General features: G+C 70.6%; 14 protein-coding genes. 9 read left to right on the forward strand and 5 right to left on the reverse strand.

Annotated features, from left to right (window positions below):
• Positions 1-49: 49 nt before the first annotated feature.
• Positions 50-976 (reverse strand): metallophosphoesterase, encoded by a 927-nt coding sequence (locus V4Y04_RS20220; RefSeq protein WP_332429595.1) that lies wholly within the window; start codon positions 974-976, stop codon positions 50-52.
• Positions 977-1151: 175 nt separating this feature from the next.
• Here V4Y04_RS20220 and V4Y04_RS20225 point away from each other — a divergent pair, with 175 nt between their 5' ends.
• Positions 1152-1616: a GatB/YqeY domain-containing protein gene (locus tag V4Y04_RS20225; protein ID WP_332429596.1), complete on the forward strand. Its 465-nt coding sequence runs from the start codon at positions 1152-1154 to the stop codon at positions 1614-1616.
• A gap of 153 nt (positions 1617-1769) precedes the next feature.
• On the opposite strand, the gene V4Y04_RS20230 is transcribed toward V4Y04_RS20225, so the two are convergent.
• A complete protein-coding gene (locus V4Y04_RS20230) occupies positions 1770-4091 on the reverse strand; it encodes a transglycosylase domain-containing protein (RefSeq protein WP_332429597.1) in 2322 nt (773 codons plus the stop codon).
• 417 nt (positions 4092-4508) lie between these two features.
• Here V4Y04_RS20230 and V4Y04_RS20235 point away from each other — a divergent pair, with 417 nt between their 5' ends.
• On the forward strand, positions 4509-4847 hold the full coding sequence (locus V4Y04_RS20235) for a WhiB family transcriptional regulator (RefSeq protein ID WP_332429598.1): 339 nt from the start codon (positions 4509-4511) through the stop codon (positions 4845-4847).
• 213 nt (positions 4848-5060) lie between these two features.
• Here V4Y04_RS20235 and V4Y04_RS20240 read toward each other — a convergent pair whose 3' ends face one another.
• Complete coding sequence (locus V4Y04_RS20240) at positions 5061-6578, reverse strand: ArsA family ATPase (protein ID WP_332429599.1); 1518 nt, start codon at positions 6576-6578, stop codon at positions 5061-5063.
• 310 nt (positions 6579-6888) lie between these two features.
• Complete coding sequence (locus tag V4Y04_RS20245) at positions 6889-7866, reverse strand: ArsA family ATPase (protein ID WP_332429600.1); 978 nt, start codon at positions 7864-7866, stop codon at positions 6889-6891.
• Positions 7867-7947: 81 nt separating this feature from the next.
• On the opposite strand from V4Y04_RS20245, the gene V4Y04_RS20250 reads away from it, so the two are divergent.
• From V4Y04_RS20250 to V4Y04_RS20265, 4 genes are all read left to right on the forward strand, one after another.
• On the forward strand, positions 7948-8109 hold the full coding sequence (locus V4Y04_RS20250) for a DUF4177 domain-containing protein (RefSeq protein ID WP_019355547.1): 162 nt from the start codon (positions 7948-7950) through the stop codon (positions 8107-8109).
• On the forward strand, positions 8106-8576 hold the full coding sequence (locus V4Y04_RS20255) for a RidA family protein (RefSeq protein ID WP_332429601.1): 471 nt from the start codon (positions 8106-8108) through the stop codon (positions 8574-8576). Before V4Y04_RS20250 ends, V4Y04_RS20255 begins: the two co-directional genes overlap by 4 nt.
• Positions 8577-8702: 126 nt before the next feature.
• Complete coding sequence (locus V4Y04_RS20260) at positions 8703-9668, forward strand: NUDIX hydrolase (RefSeq protein WP_332429602.1); 966 nt, start codon at positions 8703-8705, stop codon at positions 9666-9668.
• Positions 9665-10513 carry an MBL fold metallo-hydrolase gene (locus V4Y04_RS20265; protein WP_332429603.1) on the forward strand — a complete coding sequence of 283 codons (849 nt, stop codon included), beginning with the start codon at positions 9665-9667 and terminating at the stop codon, positions 10511-10513. Before V4Y04_RS20260 ends, V4Y04_RS20265 begins: the two co-directional genes overlap by 4 nt.
• Positions 10514-10557: 44 nt before the next feature.
• Here the strand turns inward: V4Y04_RS20265 and V4Y04_RS20270 are convergent, their stop codons facing one another.
• The gene (locus V4Y04_RS20270) at positions 10558-11232 is read right to left on the reverse strand and encodes a Crp/Fnr family transcriptional regulator (RefSeq protein WP_055572875.1); all 675 of its coding nucleotides are present in this window, start codon (positions 11230-11232) and stop codon (positions 10558-10560) included.
• A gap of 334 nt (positions 11233-11566) precedes the next feature.
• Here V4Y04_RS20270 and nth point away from each other — a divergent pair, with 334 nt between their 5' ends.
• The 3 genes from nth (at position 11567) to V4Y04_RS20285 (ending at position 14652) form a co-directional block, all read left to right on the forward strand.
• Positions 11567-12499: an endonuclease III gene (gene nth / locus V4Y04_RS20275; RefSeq protein ID WP_332429604.1), complete on the forward strand. Its 933-nt coding sequence runs from the start codon at positions 11567-11569 to the stop codon at positions 12497-12499.
• Between the two features lie 134 nt (positions 12500-12633).
• The gene (locus tag V4Y04_RS20280) at positions 12634-13335 is read left to right on the forward strand and encodes an NUDIX hydrolase (RefSeq protein ID WP_332429605.1); all 702 of its coding nucleotides are present in this window, start codon (positions 12634-12636) and stop codon (positions 13333-13335) included.
• 117 nt (positions 13336-13452) lie between these two features.
• On the forward strand, positions 13453-14652 hold the full coding sequence (locus V4Y04_RS20285; RefSeq protein ID WP_332429606.1) for a MarP family serine protease: 1200 nt from the start codon (positions 13453-13455) through the stop codon (positions 14650-14652).
• Positions 14653-14828 lie beyond the last annotated feature (176 nt).

Genomic DNA, 14828 nt, shown 5'->3' on the forward strand with positions numbered 1-14828 from the left:
TCCGGCCCCCCGCTCGGCTCCTCCAGCCCGGTCCGGCCCCTCGGGTCTGCTACTCCCGGCCCACCAGCGTCATCAGCGTCGCCTCCGGCGGGCAGGCGAAGCGGACGGGGGTGTAGCGGTTGGTGCCACAGCCCGCGGAGACGTGGAGGTAGGACGTGCGGCCCTCGGACGTGTGCGTGGACAGGCCCTTCACACGGTCGGTGTCCAGGTCGCAGTTGGTGACCAGCGCGCCGTAGAAGGGGATGCAGAGCTGGCCGCCGTGGGTGTGGCCGGCCAGGATCAGGGGGTAGCCGTCGGCCGTGAAGGAGTCCAGGACGCGCAGGTAGGGGGCGTGGACGACGCCCATCGAGAAGTCCGCCGTGCCCGACGGGCCGCCCGCCACCTCCGCGTAGCGGTCCCTTTTGATGTGCGGGTCGTCCAGGCCGGTCAGCTCGATCGTGACGCCCTCGATCTTCAGGGTGTCCCTGGTGTTCGTCAGGTTCCGCCAGCCCGCGCCGTCGAAGCCGTCCCGCAGGTCCTCCCACGGGTTGTGGATCACGTTGGCGACGGGGTCGTTGCCGTTCAGGCCGTGCCGGCCCTGGACCTTCTCGATCAGGTAGCGGGCCGGGTTGCGCAGCATGGGGCCGTAGTAGTCGTTGGAGCCGAAGACGTAGGCGCCCGGGAACTCCATCAGGGGGCCCAGTGTGTCCAACACCTCCGGGACGCTCTCCGGGTCGGACAGGTTGTCGCCCGTGTTGATCACGAAGTCCGGGCGCAGACCGGCCAGCGAGCGCAGCCAGCGCTGCTTCTTGCGCTGGCCGCTCACCAGGTGGATGTCGGAGACCTGCAGGACGCGCAGGGGGCGCATTCCGGAGGGCAGGACGGGGATCGTCACCCGTCGCAGCCGGAAGGAGCGGGCCTCGAAGCCCGCCGCGTACACCAGTCCGGCGGCTCCGGCCGCCGTGATTCCCAGGGGGATTCCGTATCGCGCGCGCATGCGCCCATCGTGTCAGATCCGGGGGGAGGGAACGGCCGCGGTACCTTTCCGGCGGCCGGTCGGAGCCGGTACCCGTCCGCCCCAACACGCTCGGGGACGCCGGGTCTTGGGGGAGTCCTGGGGCGGGGAGGAAATACGCGGGCGTCCCTCCTCCCCTTGCTGCGACAATCGGGGCATGACCACGCTCAAGTCGAAGCTGCACGACGACCTCAACGTTGCCATCAGGGCGCGCGACGAGCTCAGCTCCTCCACGCTCCGGCTGACGCTCACCGCGATCACCAAGGAGGAGGTCGCGGGGACGGAGAAGCGTGAGCTCTCCGACGACGAGGTCCTCAAGGTGATCACCCGTGAGGCGAAGAAGCGCCGTGAGGCGGCGGACGCCTTCGCGCAGGGCGGGCGTCCCGAGCAGGCCGAGCGGGAGAAGGCGGAGGGTGAGCTGCTCGCGCGGTACCTGCCCCAGCAGATGTCCGACGACGAGCTGAACGCGATCGTCGCTCAGGCCGTCGAGGAGACGAAGGCGGCCGGCGTGGAGGGCCCGCGGGCCATGGGGGCGGTCATGAAGATCGTCAACCCGAAGGTGGCCGGGCAGGCCGAGGGCGGCCGGGTGGCCGCCGCGGTGAAGAAGCTCCTCGCCGGCTGAGCCGACCGCGGTGAGCGGCCGGTCCGGCCGGACCGGCCGACGGCGAAGGGCCCCTCCCTCCCGGTGCGGGAAAGAGGGGCCCTTCGCGATGCCGCCGGTGCGCTGTGCCATCTGTGCGCTATGCCGCCGGTGTGCTATGCCGCCGGTGTGCTGTCAGCGCCGTCCGCCCGGTCCGTTGCCCGGGCCTTGGAAGAAGCCCTCCGGGATGGAGATGGTCGGGTCGGGTTCGGCCCCGCCGTTGGTACCGGTGCCGCCGTCGGTGCCGGTTCCGCCGTTTCCGCCGTTTCCGCCGCCGACCAGACCGCCGATGAACCCGCCGGCGTCGTCGTTGCGGCCGTCGTCACGGTTGTCGTCACGGTCGCCGTCGTTCCCGCGGCCCCGGCCCCGGCCCTTGTCCTCGTCGGGCTTCTTGCGGTCCGGGATGTTGACGAGGCTGAACTCGGGGGCCTCCTTGCCGTTCAGCGCGCCGCTCATCATGTCGCGCCAGATCGGGCCGGGCACCTGACCACCGAACACCTTCGAGTGCCAGGTCCCGCCGATCGAGATGTCGACCATCTGCCGCTTGTGCTCGGGGTCGCCGACCCACACCGCACCGGCCAGGTTCGGCGTGTAGCCCACGAACCAGGCGGCGTAACGGAAGTCCGTCGTACCGGTCTTGCCCGCACTCGGGCGGCTGCCGAGCCCGGCCTCCGTGCCCGTACCGTCCTCGACCACACCCCGCAGGAGCGTGTTGATGGTGTCGGCGGTCTTCTCCGACATCGCGCGCGAGCACGTCGACTTCGGGACCGGCAGCGACTTCGACTTCTCACCGACGCGCCGGCTGATGGACTCGATGGCGACCGGCGTGCAGTACATGCCGCGCGAGGCGAACGTGGCGTAGCCGTTCGCCATGGTCAGCGGGGACGCCTCCTGGGTGCCGAGGGCGATCGACGGCGCCTGCTCCATCTTGTTGCCGTCGGCCCGCCCGATGCCCATCTTCTTCGACAGCTCCGTCACCGGGCAGATGCCGATCTCGCTGATCATCTCGATGTAGTAGGTGTTGACCGACTTCGCGGTCGCTTCCTTCATGTCGTACGGGCCGACCTCGGTCTCGTTCTCGTTCTCGACCGGGACGCCCGGCTCGTTCCAGATCTTGCCCTCGCAGGCCTGGACCGGGGCCGGGTAGTCCATCTGGTACGGCGAGGCGTACGTCTTCGTCGCCGGCATCCCGCCCTCGAGGGCGGCCGCGGCCACGATCGGCTTGAACGTCGAACCGGGCTGATAGCCGGCGCCGCCGCCCATGCCCTGGTCCACGGAGAGGTTGATCTGCGTCTCGTTCTTGCCGAAGCCGTACGGACGCGACTGGCCCATGGCGAGGATCTTGCCGGTGCCGGGCTGGATGACGCTGGCGGCGGTGGCCACCTCGTCGCTCTTGTTGACGTGGTTCTTGACCGACTCCTGCAGGGACTTCTGCGCCTGCGAGTCGAGCGTCGTACGGATCGTCAGGCCGCCGTGGTTCCAGACCTTGGCCCGCGCCTCCGGGGTCTTGCCGAAGGCCGGGTCGGTCAGGAACACCTGACGCACGTAGTCGCAGAAGAAGCCCGCGCCGTCGACCGCCGTGATGCAGCCGTTCTTCGGCTTGCTGACCTTCAGCCCGAGCGGTGTCTTCGACGCCTCGACGGCCTCCTCCTGGGAGATGTCGCCGACCTGGGCCATCCGCGCCAGGACGATATTGCGCCGCTTGATGGCCTCCGTCTCGTCGTTGACCGGGTCGTACCGGCTGGGCGACTGGACGAGGCCGGCGATGAGCGCGGACTCCTGGAGGTTCAGGTCCTTGGCGGGCTTGGAGAAGTAGCGCTGGGCGGCGGCCTCCACACCGTAGGCCTGCTGGCCGAAGTACGTGATGTTCAGGTAGTTCTCGAGGATCTTCTTCTTGCCCAGCTCCTCCTCGACCTGGATCGCGAACTTCAGCTCGCGGATCTTGCGGCCGATCGTCTGCTGGGTGGCCTGCGCGACCTTCGTCGGATCGTCGCCGGCCTCCTCCACGAAGACGTTCTTCACGTACTGCTGCGTCAGGGTGGACGCTCCCTCGGAGACGCCGCCGCTCTGCGCGTTGCGGTTCATCGCGCGCAGTACGCCCTTCAGGTCCACCGCGCCGTGCTCGTAGAAGCGCGAGTCCTCGATCGCGACGATCGCCTTCTGGAGGTGCGGAGCGATGTCCTTGAGGTCGACCACCGTGCGGTCGCGCGAGTAGACGGTGGCGATCTTGCCGCCCCCCGCGTCGAGGATGGTGGTGCGCTGACTCAGCGGGGGAGTCTTGAGGCTGAGGGGGAGTTCGTCGAAGCTCTCCACCGACCCCTTGGCGGCGAGGCCCAGCGCTCCCACGGCGGGCAGCGCGATACCGGCCAGCACGGCCCCCGACAGGACACTGACACCGAGGAACTTGGCGGCCTGCTGCGTTGCCGACAGACCACCACCCGAGCGCTTCTTTGGCATGGGGGCAGCCTACGTTCTCATTCGCCGGACACGCGTACAGGCCTTGGCCTAAGCTGCCCACAACTGTCACAGCAGTGAGGTCACGTATCAATACGTCGGGCGACCTCGAATCGTTCCGGATCTCTCCGACTTTTTTGTCGGGGCGTGTGGGATATGTGTCCGGATCCACCTTCCGTGTCACATGATGTCCGTTGTGGCGCAAGCGAAACGCCCCGAAACGTCGATATTGTCGCGCATGTCGCCGGCTCACTCCCCCGGGTGATCTGCCGCTTACCCATAGTCCGTTCGGGCCATTCAAGATTGGGCCCGCTGGGGGTGTTGCGCTCTGCCCACCTTCCGTAACGTCCTCAACTGGCGGCGGTGAATATGCCGCTGTCGCCGTGGGGGAGCCTCGATTCGGGAGAGGACGGCGCCGGTATGGGCTGGGTTACCGACTGGAGTGCGCAGGCTGCCTGCCGCACTACTGATCCGGATGAACTGTTCGTTCAAGGAGCAGCGCAGAACAGGGCCAAGGCGGTGTGCACCGGTTGTCCGGTACGCACGGAGTGCCTGGCCGACGCGCTCGACAACCGCGTCGAGTTCGGCGTATGGGGAGGCATGACGGAACGTGAGCGCCGCGCGCTGCTGCGCCGACGTCCCACGGTGACGTCCTGGCGCCGGCTGCTGGAGACCGCGCGCACGGAGTACGAGCGGGGGACAGGTGTCATGCCCCTCGACGAGGACGAGGTGTACGCGAGCTTCGCGGCGGTGGGCTGAGGGCCCTCGGGGGGCCTTGGCCTCTGCGGCTTCCGTGGCCTCTGCTCCACTCCGCGTGAGCGGGACCCCGGGCGGGCCTTACCGGCCCCTGCGGCCGAGTGGGCCCTCGCAGCCGATTGGGCCTCCGAAGGCGAGTGGGCCTTCGAAGGCGACAGGCATGGTGCCGCCGTCAGGGCGTGCCGATGCGGGTCGGACGGCGGGCCGGACGGTAGGTCAGACGCTCGCCTCGGGCAGCTCCGGCCGGTTGGTCGCGAGCCGGTCGCCGATGTCCCGCAGTCCCGTGAGGTCGTGCACGTCGCCGGGCAGTGCGGCCACTTCCGTCACCGCCACCTCGGGGTGGAGCGCGGTGAAGCGGTCACGCGTGCGCTGCTCGCGTGAGAGCAACCGCATCCGCTCGGCGTGCAGTTTCAACAGACCCGCGGTGAACCGGTCGACGGACCGCTCCTCGTCCGCCTCATCCGTCTCGCCCGCCCTGGCGGCGCCGGTGTCGTCCACGGTGGCGGGGGAGCCTGTGTCGGGGACGTCGTCCTGTGCCGGTGCCTCGGGAGGGGCGGTTTCTGGAGTTCCGGGTGTCTCGGGAGTTCCGGGTGTCTTGGATGGCTCGGGTGCTTCCGGAGTGGGAGCCGCCGCAGCGGGGCCGTCCGAACTTTCTTGTGTGTCAGGGGAGTTACGAAGTCCAGCTTTCCCGTCCTCCTGATCCACAATGCGGGAGTCCTCAAGATTTTCCGCGGCGGTGAGGGCCCGCTCGGCCGACAGCCGGTCGGCGCCGCTGCCGTGGACCCGGTTGAGGACCAGGCCGGCCAACGGCATGTCCTCGGCGGCCAGCCGTTCCACGAAGTACGCGGCCTCGCGCAGCGCGTCCCGCTCCGGGGCCGCGACCACCAGGAACGCGGTCCCGGGCGCCTGGAGCAGCTTGAAGGTGGCGTCCGCGCGCGTACGGAACCCGCCGAACATGGAGTCCATCGCCGCCACGAACGTCTGCATGTCGCTCAGCAGTTGACCCCCGAGCACCTTGCCCAGAACGCCGGTCATCATGGACATCCCGACGTTCAGGAATTTCATCCCCGCCCGGCCGCCGACCTTCGCCGGGGTCAGCAGGAGGCGGATGAGCCTGCCGTCGAGGAAGGAGCCGAGCCGCTTCGGCGCGTCCAGGAAGTCCAGCGCGGACCGGGACGGCGGGGTGTCGACGACGATGAGGTCCCACTCGTCACGGGCCCTCAGCTGCCCCAGCTTCTCCATCGCCATGTACTCCTGCGTGCCCGCGAAGCCCGCCGAGAGCGACTGGTAGAAGGGGTTGCCCAGAATCGCGGAGGCCCGCTCGGGGTCCGCGTGCGCCTCGACGATCTCGTCGAAGGTGCGCTTCATGTCGAGCATCATCGCGTGCAGTTCGCCGCCCGCGGAGTCGTCTATGCCCTTCACCCGGCGGGGGATGTTGTCGAGAGAGTCGATGCCCATGGACTGGGCGAGTCTGCGGGCCGGATCGATGGTCAGAACGACCACCTTGCGCCCCCGTTCGGCCGCGCGCAGGCCCAGAGCCGCGGCGGTGGTCGTCTTGCCGACCCCGCCCGACCCGCAGCACACCACGATCCGGGTGCCGCGGTCCTCGATCAGCGGATCCACGTCGAGCGTGGGGACGGGGGAGAGTCGGTGGCGGGCCGAGCCGCCCGAGTGGGTTGAGCTGCCCGAGTTGGCCGGGTCGTGTGCGTGCGCCGGTTCCGGACGACGGCTCATGACATTCCCTGCTTCCGATACTTCCGACTCGGTTCCTGACTCGGTTCCTGGCTCGTTTCCTGACTCGGGTCCTGCTTCGGCTTCCGGTGCTTCAGGCCCGGTTCTCGACGCGTTTCCCGGTTCGGCATCCGACTCGTGACGAGGGGCGGCGCGACGGCCGGTGCGACGCGTACGGCCGCGACGGCGCCCGGGCTGGGTACACCCGGGCTGGGTACGGCCGCGACGATGCCCGGGTCGGGTACGTGCGCGACGACGCGCGGATCGAGTACGTCCGTGGTCGGCGCGGCGCCGGCGGGAGGAGTCCTGCCGGTCATGACACACCCTGGGCGCGGAGTTCCTTGGCCAGCGTGTACAGGCCCGCCAGGTCCATGCCCTCCGAGAGCAGCGGCAGCTCGTGCCGGGGCAGATCCACCCCGGCCAGCGCGGCACGCTGCTCGGCCTCCAGCGCGTACCGCTCGGCGTACTCCTCCGCCTGCGCGAGCAGCGGGCCCACCAGCCGCTCGGCGTGCCCTCCGCGCCGCGCGCCGCCGAGACCGGCGGAGGACAACGACCGCGCGACAGAAGAACGCGTGACCGTCCCCACGAGTTCCAGATCGGCCGCGTCCAGCAACTCCGGGCGCACCATGTTCACGATGATCCGCCCCACCGGCAGCCGGGCCGCCCGCAGCTCGGCGATGCCGTCCACGGTCTCCTGGACCGGCATCTCCTCCAGCAGCGTGACCAGGTGCACCGCCGTCTCCGGCGATTTCAGCACCCGCATCACGGCCTGCGCCTGATTGTGTATCGGGCCGATCTTGGCGAGTCCGGCGACCTCGTCGTTGACGTTGAGGAAACGGGTGATGCGCCCGGTCGGAGGGGCGTCCATCACGACGTAGTCGTAGACGAACCGCCCGCTCCTGTCCTTGCGCCGCACCGCCTCGCACGCCTTGCCGGTCAGCAGGACGTCCCGTACACCGGGCGCGATGGTGGTCGCGAAGTCGATCGCGCCGAGCTTCTTCAGGGCCCGCCCGGCGCTGCCCAGCTTGTAGAACATCTGGAGATAGTCCAGAAGGGCCCGCTCGGCGTCGATGGCGAGGGCGTGCACCTCCCCGCCCCCGGGAGCCACGGCGATCTTCCGTTCCTCGTACGGCAACGCCTCCGTCTCGAAGACCTGTGCGATGCCCTGGCGGCCCTCGACCTCGACGAGAAGCGTCCGCTTCCCCTCCGTGGCCAGAGCCAGCGCGAGGGCCGCGGCCACCGTGGTCTTGCCGGTTCCGCCCTTGCCACTGACGACCTGAAGCCTGCTCACGCCTTTGAGCCTAATTGCTCCCCGCGCGCCCCGGCGGCTCCGGGGGAGAGTTCCCCGGAATCCAGCGGCTAGAGTCGCCGCATGACGAAATGGGAGTACTCCACGGTTCCGCTGCTGGTCCACGCCACGAAGCAGATTCTGGACACCTGGGGCGAGGACGGCTGGGAACTCGTGCAGGTCGTTCCCGGTCCGAACAACCCCGAGCAGCTGGTGGCCTACCTGAAGCGGGAGAAGCAGGCGTGAGCGAGGTCGAGGCCAAGCTGGCCGAGCTCGGCCTGAGGCTGCCCGAGGTCGTTCCGCCGCTGGCCGCGTACCGTCCGGCCGTGCTCTCCGGGCGGTACGTGTACACCGCCGGCCAGCTTCCCATGGTGGACGGCGCGCTCGCGCTGACCGGCAAGGTCGGCGCCGAGGTCACGGCGGAGGAGGCCAAGGAACTGGCGCGCACCTGCGCGCTGAACGCCCTCGCCGCCGTGAAGTCCGTCGCCGGTGACCTGGACCGCGTCGCGCGCGTGGTCAAGGTCACCGGGTTCGTGGCCTCGGCCGCGGACTTCACGGGTCAGCCGGGTGTCCTCAACGGCGCGAGCGAGCTGCTGGTCGACGTCCTCGGCGAGAAGGGCGTCCACGCCCGCAGCGCGGTGGGCGTCGCGGTACTGCCGCTGGACGCTCCGGTGGAGGTCGAGATCCTGGTGGAACTGACCGAGACGGACTGACGGCCGCGGGCGGCCGGTGATCCGGTGATCCGGTGATCCGGTGGCCCACGGGGGCAGGGGCGGCCCTCGTCCCCTCTCCCCCGTCGGCCACTCGAACATCAGCCCGTCACGGGATAGCCTCCGGCCATGGCGCATGCGCAGGCTGGTGGGCAGGCCGAGGGTCGGACCGGTGGGCAGGCCGAGGGCCGAACGGGTGGTCGGACCGGCGGGCAGGCCGGTGAGCAGACCGGCGGGCAGTGGTATCCGCCGGACTGGCCGGAGCGCATCCGCGCGCTCGCGGACGGCACCCTCGTCCCGGTCGAGCCGAAGCGCGCGGCCACCGTCATGCTCCTGAAGGACACCGACGACGGTTATGTCGTCCACATGCTGCGCCGACGCGCCTCCATGGCCTTCGCCGGGGGCGCGTACGCCTACCCCGGCGGTGGCGTCGACCCGCGCGACGACGACCTTCACGTCCGCTGGGCGGGCCCCACGCGCGCGTGGTGGGCGGACAGACTCGGCGTCGACGAAATGACGGCCCAGGCGATCGTCTGCGCCGCCGTGCGCGAGACGTACGAGGAAGCCGGTGTGCTGCTCGCGGGCCCGACGCCCGACTCCGTGATCGGTGACACCACGGACCCGGACTGGGAGGCGGACCGCGTGGCGCTCGTCGCGCGGGACATGTCCTTCGCGGAGTTCCTCGACCGCCGGGGGCTGGTCCTGCGCTCGGATCTGCTCGGTGTGTGGACCCGGTGGATCACCCCGGAGTTCGAGCCCCGCCGCTATGACACCTGGTTCTTCGTCGCCGCCCTTCCCGAGGGGCAGCGCACCCGGAACGCCTCCACGGAGGCCGACCGTACGGTGTGGATCGCCCCGCGCGAGGCGGCCGCCGCGTACGACCGGGGCGAGCTGCTGATGATGCCGCCGACGATCGCGACCCTGCGCCAGCTGACGGCGTACACGGCGGCGGCGCAGGCGCTCGACGCGGCACCCGCGCGCGACCTCACGCCGGTGCTGGTCACCGCGCGGCCGGCCGAGGACGGGATCGTGCTGTCCTGGCCGGGGTACGACGAGTTCACCCGGCACATTCCGAACGGTGGAGCCCCGGCATGACGGATGCGGCAGCCCTTCCCGGCCAACCGCGCGGAGGGGTCCTCTCCGGACCCGCCACCGCGCGGGCGGTCAACGTCCTGGCCCCGAACGCCTCGGCGATGACCCTGGACGGCACCAACACCTGGATCCTGTCGGAACCCGGCTCCGCGCGTGCGGTCGTGATCGACCCGGGCCCGCTGGACGAGGGGCATCTGCGCAACGTCGTCGACACCGCCGAGCGGGCCGGCAAGCGCGTCGCCCTCACCCTGCTGACGCACGGTCACCCGGACCACTCCGAGGGCGCCGCCCGCCTCGCCGAGCTGACCGGCACGAAGGTACGGGCACTGGACCCGGAGCTGCGCCTGGGGGACGAGGGTCTGTCCGGCGGGAACGTGGTCACCGTGGACGGCCTGGAACTGAGGGTCGTCCCCGCCCCCGGCCACACCGCCGACTCGCTGGCCTTCCACCTGCCGGCCGACGGGGCCGTCCTCACCGGCGACACGGTCCTGGGACGCGGTACGACCGTCGTGGCCCACCCCGACGGCCGCCTCGGCGACTATCTGGACACGCTGCGCCGTCTGCGCTCGCTCACGGTCGACGACGGCGTCCACACGGTCCTGCCGGGCCACGGCCCCGTACTGGAGGACGCCCAGGGCGCCGTCGAGTACTACCTGGCCCATCGCGCGCACCGCCTCGCCCAGGTGGAGACGGCCGTCGAGAACGGCCACCACGGCCCGTCCGATGTCGTCGCCCACGTCTACGCCGATGTGGACCGCTCCCTCTGGCCGGCCGCGGAGCTCTCGGTCCGCGCGCAGCTGGAGTATCTGCGGGAGCACGGGCTCATCGAGGAACCCCGGGGCCTGTAGCTCTGGTCCCCGGGGTCCGTTGCCCCTCTGGGGGCGGGTTCAGGTCAGCGGGACCGCTTCGCGAGGCGTTCGACGTCCAGGAGGATCACCGCGCGGGCCTCCAGCCGGAGCCAGCCGCGCTGGGCGAAGTCCGCCAGGGCCTTGTTGACCGTCTCGCGGGACGCGCCGACCAACTGGGCCAGTTCCTCCTGCGTGAGGTCGTGGACGACGTGGATGCCCTCCTCGGACTGCACGCCGAAGCGGCGGGAGAGGTCCAGCAGAGCACGGGCGACCCGGCCCGGAACGTCGGAGAAGACCAGGTCCGACATGGCGTCGTTGGTCTTGCGCAGCCGGCGCGCGACGGCCCGCAGCAGCGCGGTGGCCACCTCGGGTCGGGCGTTCAGCCAGGGCTGGAGGTCGCCGTGGCCGAGGGCGAGCAGCTTGACCTCGGTCAGCGCCGTGGCGGTCGCGGTGCGCGGGCCCGGGTCGAAGAGCGACAGCTCACCGATGAGCTCGCTGGGCCCGACGACGGCCAGCATGTTCTCGCGGCCGTCGGGGGAGGTGCGGTGGAGCTTGACCTTGCCCTCGGTGACCACGTAGAGCCGGTCTCCGGGATCGCCCTCGTGGAACAGGGAGTCGCCCCGTGCGAGGGTCACCTCGGTCAGCGAGGCGCGAAGCTCCGCGGCCTGCTCGTCATCGAGCGCCGCGAAGAGCGGGTTCCGCCGCAGAACGTCGTCCACGTGTTCTCTCCTTGTCGACCTGCTCAGGGGATCCTGGTCCCCACGTACCAGGGAACCGGGGTGCCCATTTTGCCGGACAGTCCAAACAGTGTGATCTGTCACAAGGATGCCGCACAGGCCTGCCCGGGTAAGCGGCAGGGGTCCAATTGGGGTCTGATCTTCAGGGGCCGGGGCGGATGTCAGCGCCGAGCCGTAGGCTGGCCGGGTGGCCAAATCGCCGGTGAGAGTGCAGGCCCGAGGGGCTGATCGGGTGGCGGCACGCCGGGATTCCGCCGTGGGCGAACAGGGCTCCGATGGCGGCAGGGAAACGGAGAAACCGACAGGGAAGGCGCCGGTGAAGAAGGAATCGACCGCGAGTGCGGCCTCGGGCTCGACGCCGGGTTCGGCCGCTGCCCCAAGTGCGGGTGCGGGTGCGGGTGCGACCACGAGCGGAAGTGGAAGGGCGCGCGGTGCGGCCGGGGCGAAGTCCGCGGCCGCCGTCGAGCCGTCCAAGGCCGAGTCGCGCATCGCCCTCGTCCGCCGCGCCCGGCGGATCGACCGGGAGCTCGCCGAGGTGTTTCCGTACGCCCACCCCGAGCTGGACTTCGAGAACCCCTTCCAACTCGTGGTCGCCACGGTCCTGTCGGCCCAGACCACCGACCTGCGCGTCAACCAGACGACCCCCGCCCTCTTCGCGAAATACCCCGCCCCCGAGGACCTGGCCGCCGCCAACCCGGAGGAGGTGGAGGAGATCCTGCGTCCCACCGGGTTCTTCCGGGCCAAGACCAGGTCGGTGATGGGCCTTTCGAAGATGCTGGTGGAGGATTTCGGCGGCGAGGTGCCGGGCCGCCTCGAGGATCTCGTCAAGCTGCCCGGTGTGGGCCGCAAGACGGCCTTCGTCGTGCTCGGCAATGCCTTCGGCCGACCCGGCATCACCGTGGACACGCACTTCCAGCGTCTGGTGCGCCGCTGGAAGTGGACGAAGGAGACCGACCCGGACAAGATCGAGGCGGCCGTCGGCGCGCTCTTCCCGAAGAGCGAGTGGACCGACCTCTCGCACCATGTGATCTGGCACGGCCGCCGTATCTGCCACGCCCGCAAGCCCGCCTGCGGCGCCTGCCCCATCGCCCCGCTCTGCCCGGCGTACGGCGAGGGCGAGACCGACCCGGACAAGGCACGGAAGCTGCTGAAGTACGAGAAGGGCGGCTTCCCGGGCCAGCGGTTGAACCCCCCGCAGGCCTACCTCGACGCGGGCGGCCGGCCGGCCCCGCCCCTGGGCGCCGCATGACGAGGACCTGCGCGGAGACCTGCGCGGAGACGTGTACGAGGGCATACACGACGGCCGCCGGTGGAACGATCTAGGCACCGCCGGGCGTTGGACGGGGAACGGGAGCGGCGGGGGCCAGGACGACAGGGGTGGCGATGACGCGGGTGACCGACCCCAGGGGCGGCCGGGTGACGCTCAGCAAGGAGGGGCTGCCCGACTGGCTGGACCCGGTGGTCCGGGTCGCGGAGACGGTCGCACCGGGCGAGCTGAGCCGTTTCCTGCCCCCGGCGGACGGCGCGGGGCGCCAGGCCGCCGTCCTCGTCCTGTTCGGCGACGGTGACGGCGAGCGCGGACCGGAGCTGCTGCTCATGGAGCGGTCGGCGGCGCTGCGCTCGCATGCCGGGCAGCCGGCCTTCCCCGGCGGCACCCTCGACCCCGAGGACGGAGACCCGCTGACCGACGGGCCGCTGTCGGCCGCGCTGCGCGAGGCCGAGGAGGAGACGGGACTCGATCCCGACGGGGTCCAGCTCTTCGGCGTCCTGCCGAAGCTCTACATCCCCGTCAGTGGCTTCGTCGTCACGCCGGTCCTGGGCTGGTGGCGGACTCCCAGCCCGGTCGACGCCGTCGATCCGAACGAGACCGCTCGGGTCTTCACCGTCCCCGTGGCGGATCTCACCGATCCGGCCAACCGCACGACCACCTTCCACCCCAGCGGCCACCGGGGTCCGGCATTCCTGGTCGAATCAGCCGTGGTGTGGGGCTTCACGGCCGGGGTCATCGACCGGCTGCTCCATTACGCGGGGTGGGAGCGCCCCTGGGACCGGGACAAGCAGGTCCCGCTGGACTGGCGGTCATGACAGGGTGGGCGCGGTGCCGTGCGGTACGGGGGCTTGTGACGACGGCGGTTCGTGCCGTATGCCCCCGGACTCCGGCCGAGTAAGAACGACCGGAATGACGAGGCGAGGCAAAAAGCGGTGAACGTGCTGGACATCCTGTTGCTGGTCGCCGCCGTGTGGTTCGCGGTCGTCGGCTACCGCCAGGGCTTCGTCGTCGGCATTCTGTCGGTGATCGGATTCCTGGGCGGCGGTCTCGTCGCCGTCTACCTTCTCCCTGTCGTCTGGGACGTCCTGACGGACAACGCGGAGGTCAGCACGGCCGCCGCCGTCGTCGCGGTCATCGTCGTCATAGTCTGCGCCTCCGTCGGCCAGGCCCTGACCACCCATCTCGGCAACAAGCTGCGCCGTTACATCACATGGTCCCCGGCCCGGGCGCTCGACGCCACCGGTGGTTCCCTGGTCAACGTCGTCGCGATGCTTCTGGTCGCCTGGCTGATCGGCTCGGCCCTCGCGGGAACGACCCTGCCGACGCTCAGCAAAGAGGTCCGCCAGTCCAAGGTGCTGACCGGTGTCTCCCGGGCGCTGCCCGACCAGGCCGGCACCTGGTTCGCCAACTTCTCCTCCGTCCTCGCGCAGAACGGTTTCCCCCAGGTCTTCAGCCCGTTCGCGAACGAGCCGATCACCGACGTCCGGCCCCCCGACCCCGCGCTGGCAGGCAGCCCGGTGGCCGGCCGCGCACAGCGGTCCATCGTCAAGGTCATGGGCACCGCCCCGCAGTGCGGCAAGGTCCTCGAGGGCACCGGCTTCGTGTTCTCCGAGCGCCGTGTGATGACCAACGCGCATGTCGTGGGCGGCGTCGACGAGCCGACCGTGCAGATAGGCGGCGAGGGCAGGAAGTACGACGCGACGGTCGTCCTCTACGACTGGAAGCGTGACATCGCGGTCCTCGACGTCCCGGACCTGAAGGCGCCCGCGCTGCGGTTCACCACCGAGGACGCGGGCAGGGAGGACGGCGCGATCGTCGCCGGCTTCCCGGAGAACGGCGCGTACGACGTCCGGTCGGCGCGGGTCCGCGGGCGCATCACGGCCAACGGCCCGGACATCTACCACCGGGGCACAGTCCGTCGTGACGTCTACTCCCTTTACGCGACGGTCCGTCAGGGAAACTCCGGCGGACCGCTGCTGACCCCCGACGGCCAGGTCTACGGTGTGGTGTTCGCCAAGTCCCTCGACGACGCAGAGACGGGATACGCCCTCACCGTGGACGAGATCCAGGAGGACATCGACAAGGGCCGCTCCGCGACCCGGCAGGTGGACAGCGACAGCTGCGCACTCTGAGCGGCACGAGGCCTGCTGCCACCGCTGCCACTGTGCCTGCGGACGGAGATACGGCCCTCCGCAGGCACAGTGGTATGTACGGACGGAGGCCTGCCACAGGCCCCTGCCGCGGGCCCCTGCCGCGGGCCCGCCCGGAGAGGTCGTACGGAGGGGGTCGGGGACGGGTGTACGCCCAG

The sequence above is a fragment of the Streptomyces sp. P9-A2 genome (assembly GCF_036634175.1).
GTDB classification, from domain to species: Bacteria; Actinomycetota; Actinomycetes; order Streptomycetales; family Streptomycetaceae; genus Streptomyces; species Streptomyces pratens.

Excerpts from the sequence above, each read along its gene's own strand:
- V4Y04_RS20235 (WP_332429598.1), top strand. The coding sequence starts at position 4,509 with ATGGGCTGGGTTACCGACTGGAGTGCGCAGGCTGCCTGCCGCACTACT.
- V4Y04_RS20280 (WP_332429605.1), top strand. The coding sequence starts at position 12,634 with ATGACGCGGGTGACCGACCCCAGGGGCGGCCGGGTGACGCTCAGCAAG.
- V4Y04_RS20265 (WP_332429603.1), top strand. The coding sequence starts at position 9,665 with ATGACGGATGCGGCAGCCCTTCCCGGCCAACCGCGCGGAGGGGTCCTC.
- V4Y04_RS20250 (WP_019355547.1), top strand. The coding sequence starts at position 7,948 with ATGACGAAATGGGAGTACTCCACGGTTCCGCTGCTGGTCCACGCCACG.
- V4Y04_RS20225 (WP_332429596.1), top strand. The coding sequence starts at position 1,152 with ATGACCACGCTCAAGTCGAAGCTGCACGACGACCTCAACGTTGCCATC.
- V4Y04_RS20230 (WP_332429597.1), bottom strand. The coding sequence starts at position 4,091 with ATGCCAAAGAAGCGCTCGGGTGGTGGTCTGTCGGCAACGCAGCAGGCC.
- V4Y04_RS20220 (WP_332429595.1), bottom strand. The coding sequence starts at position 976 with ATGCGCGCGCGATACGGAATCCCCCTGGGAATCACGGCGGCCGGAGCC.
- V4Y04_RS20260 (WP_332429602.1), top strand. The coding sequence starts at position 8,703 with ATGGCGCATGCGCAGGCTGGTGGGCAGGCCGAGGGTCGGACCGGTGGG.
- V4Y04_RS20240 (WP_332429599.1), bottom strand. The coding sequence starts at position 6,578 with ATGAGCCGTCGTCCGGAACCGGCGCACGCACACGACCCGGCCAACTCG.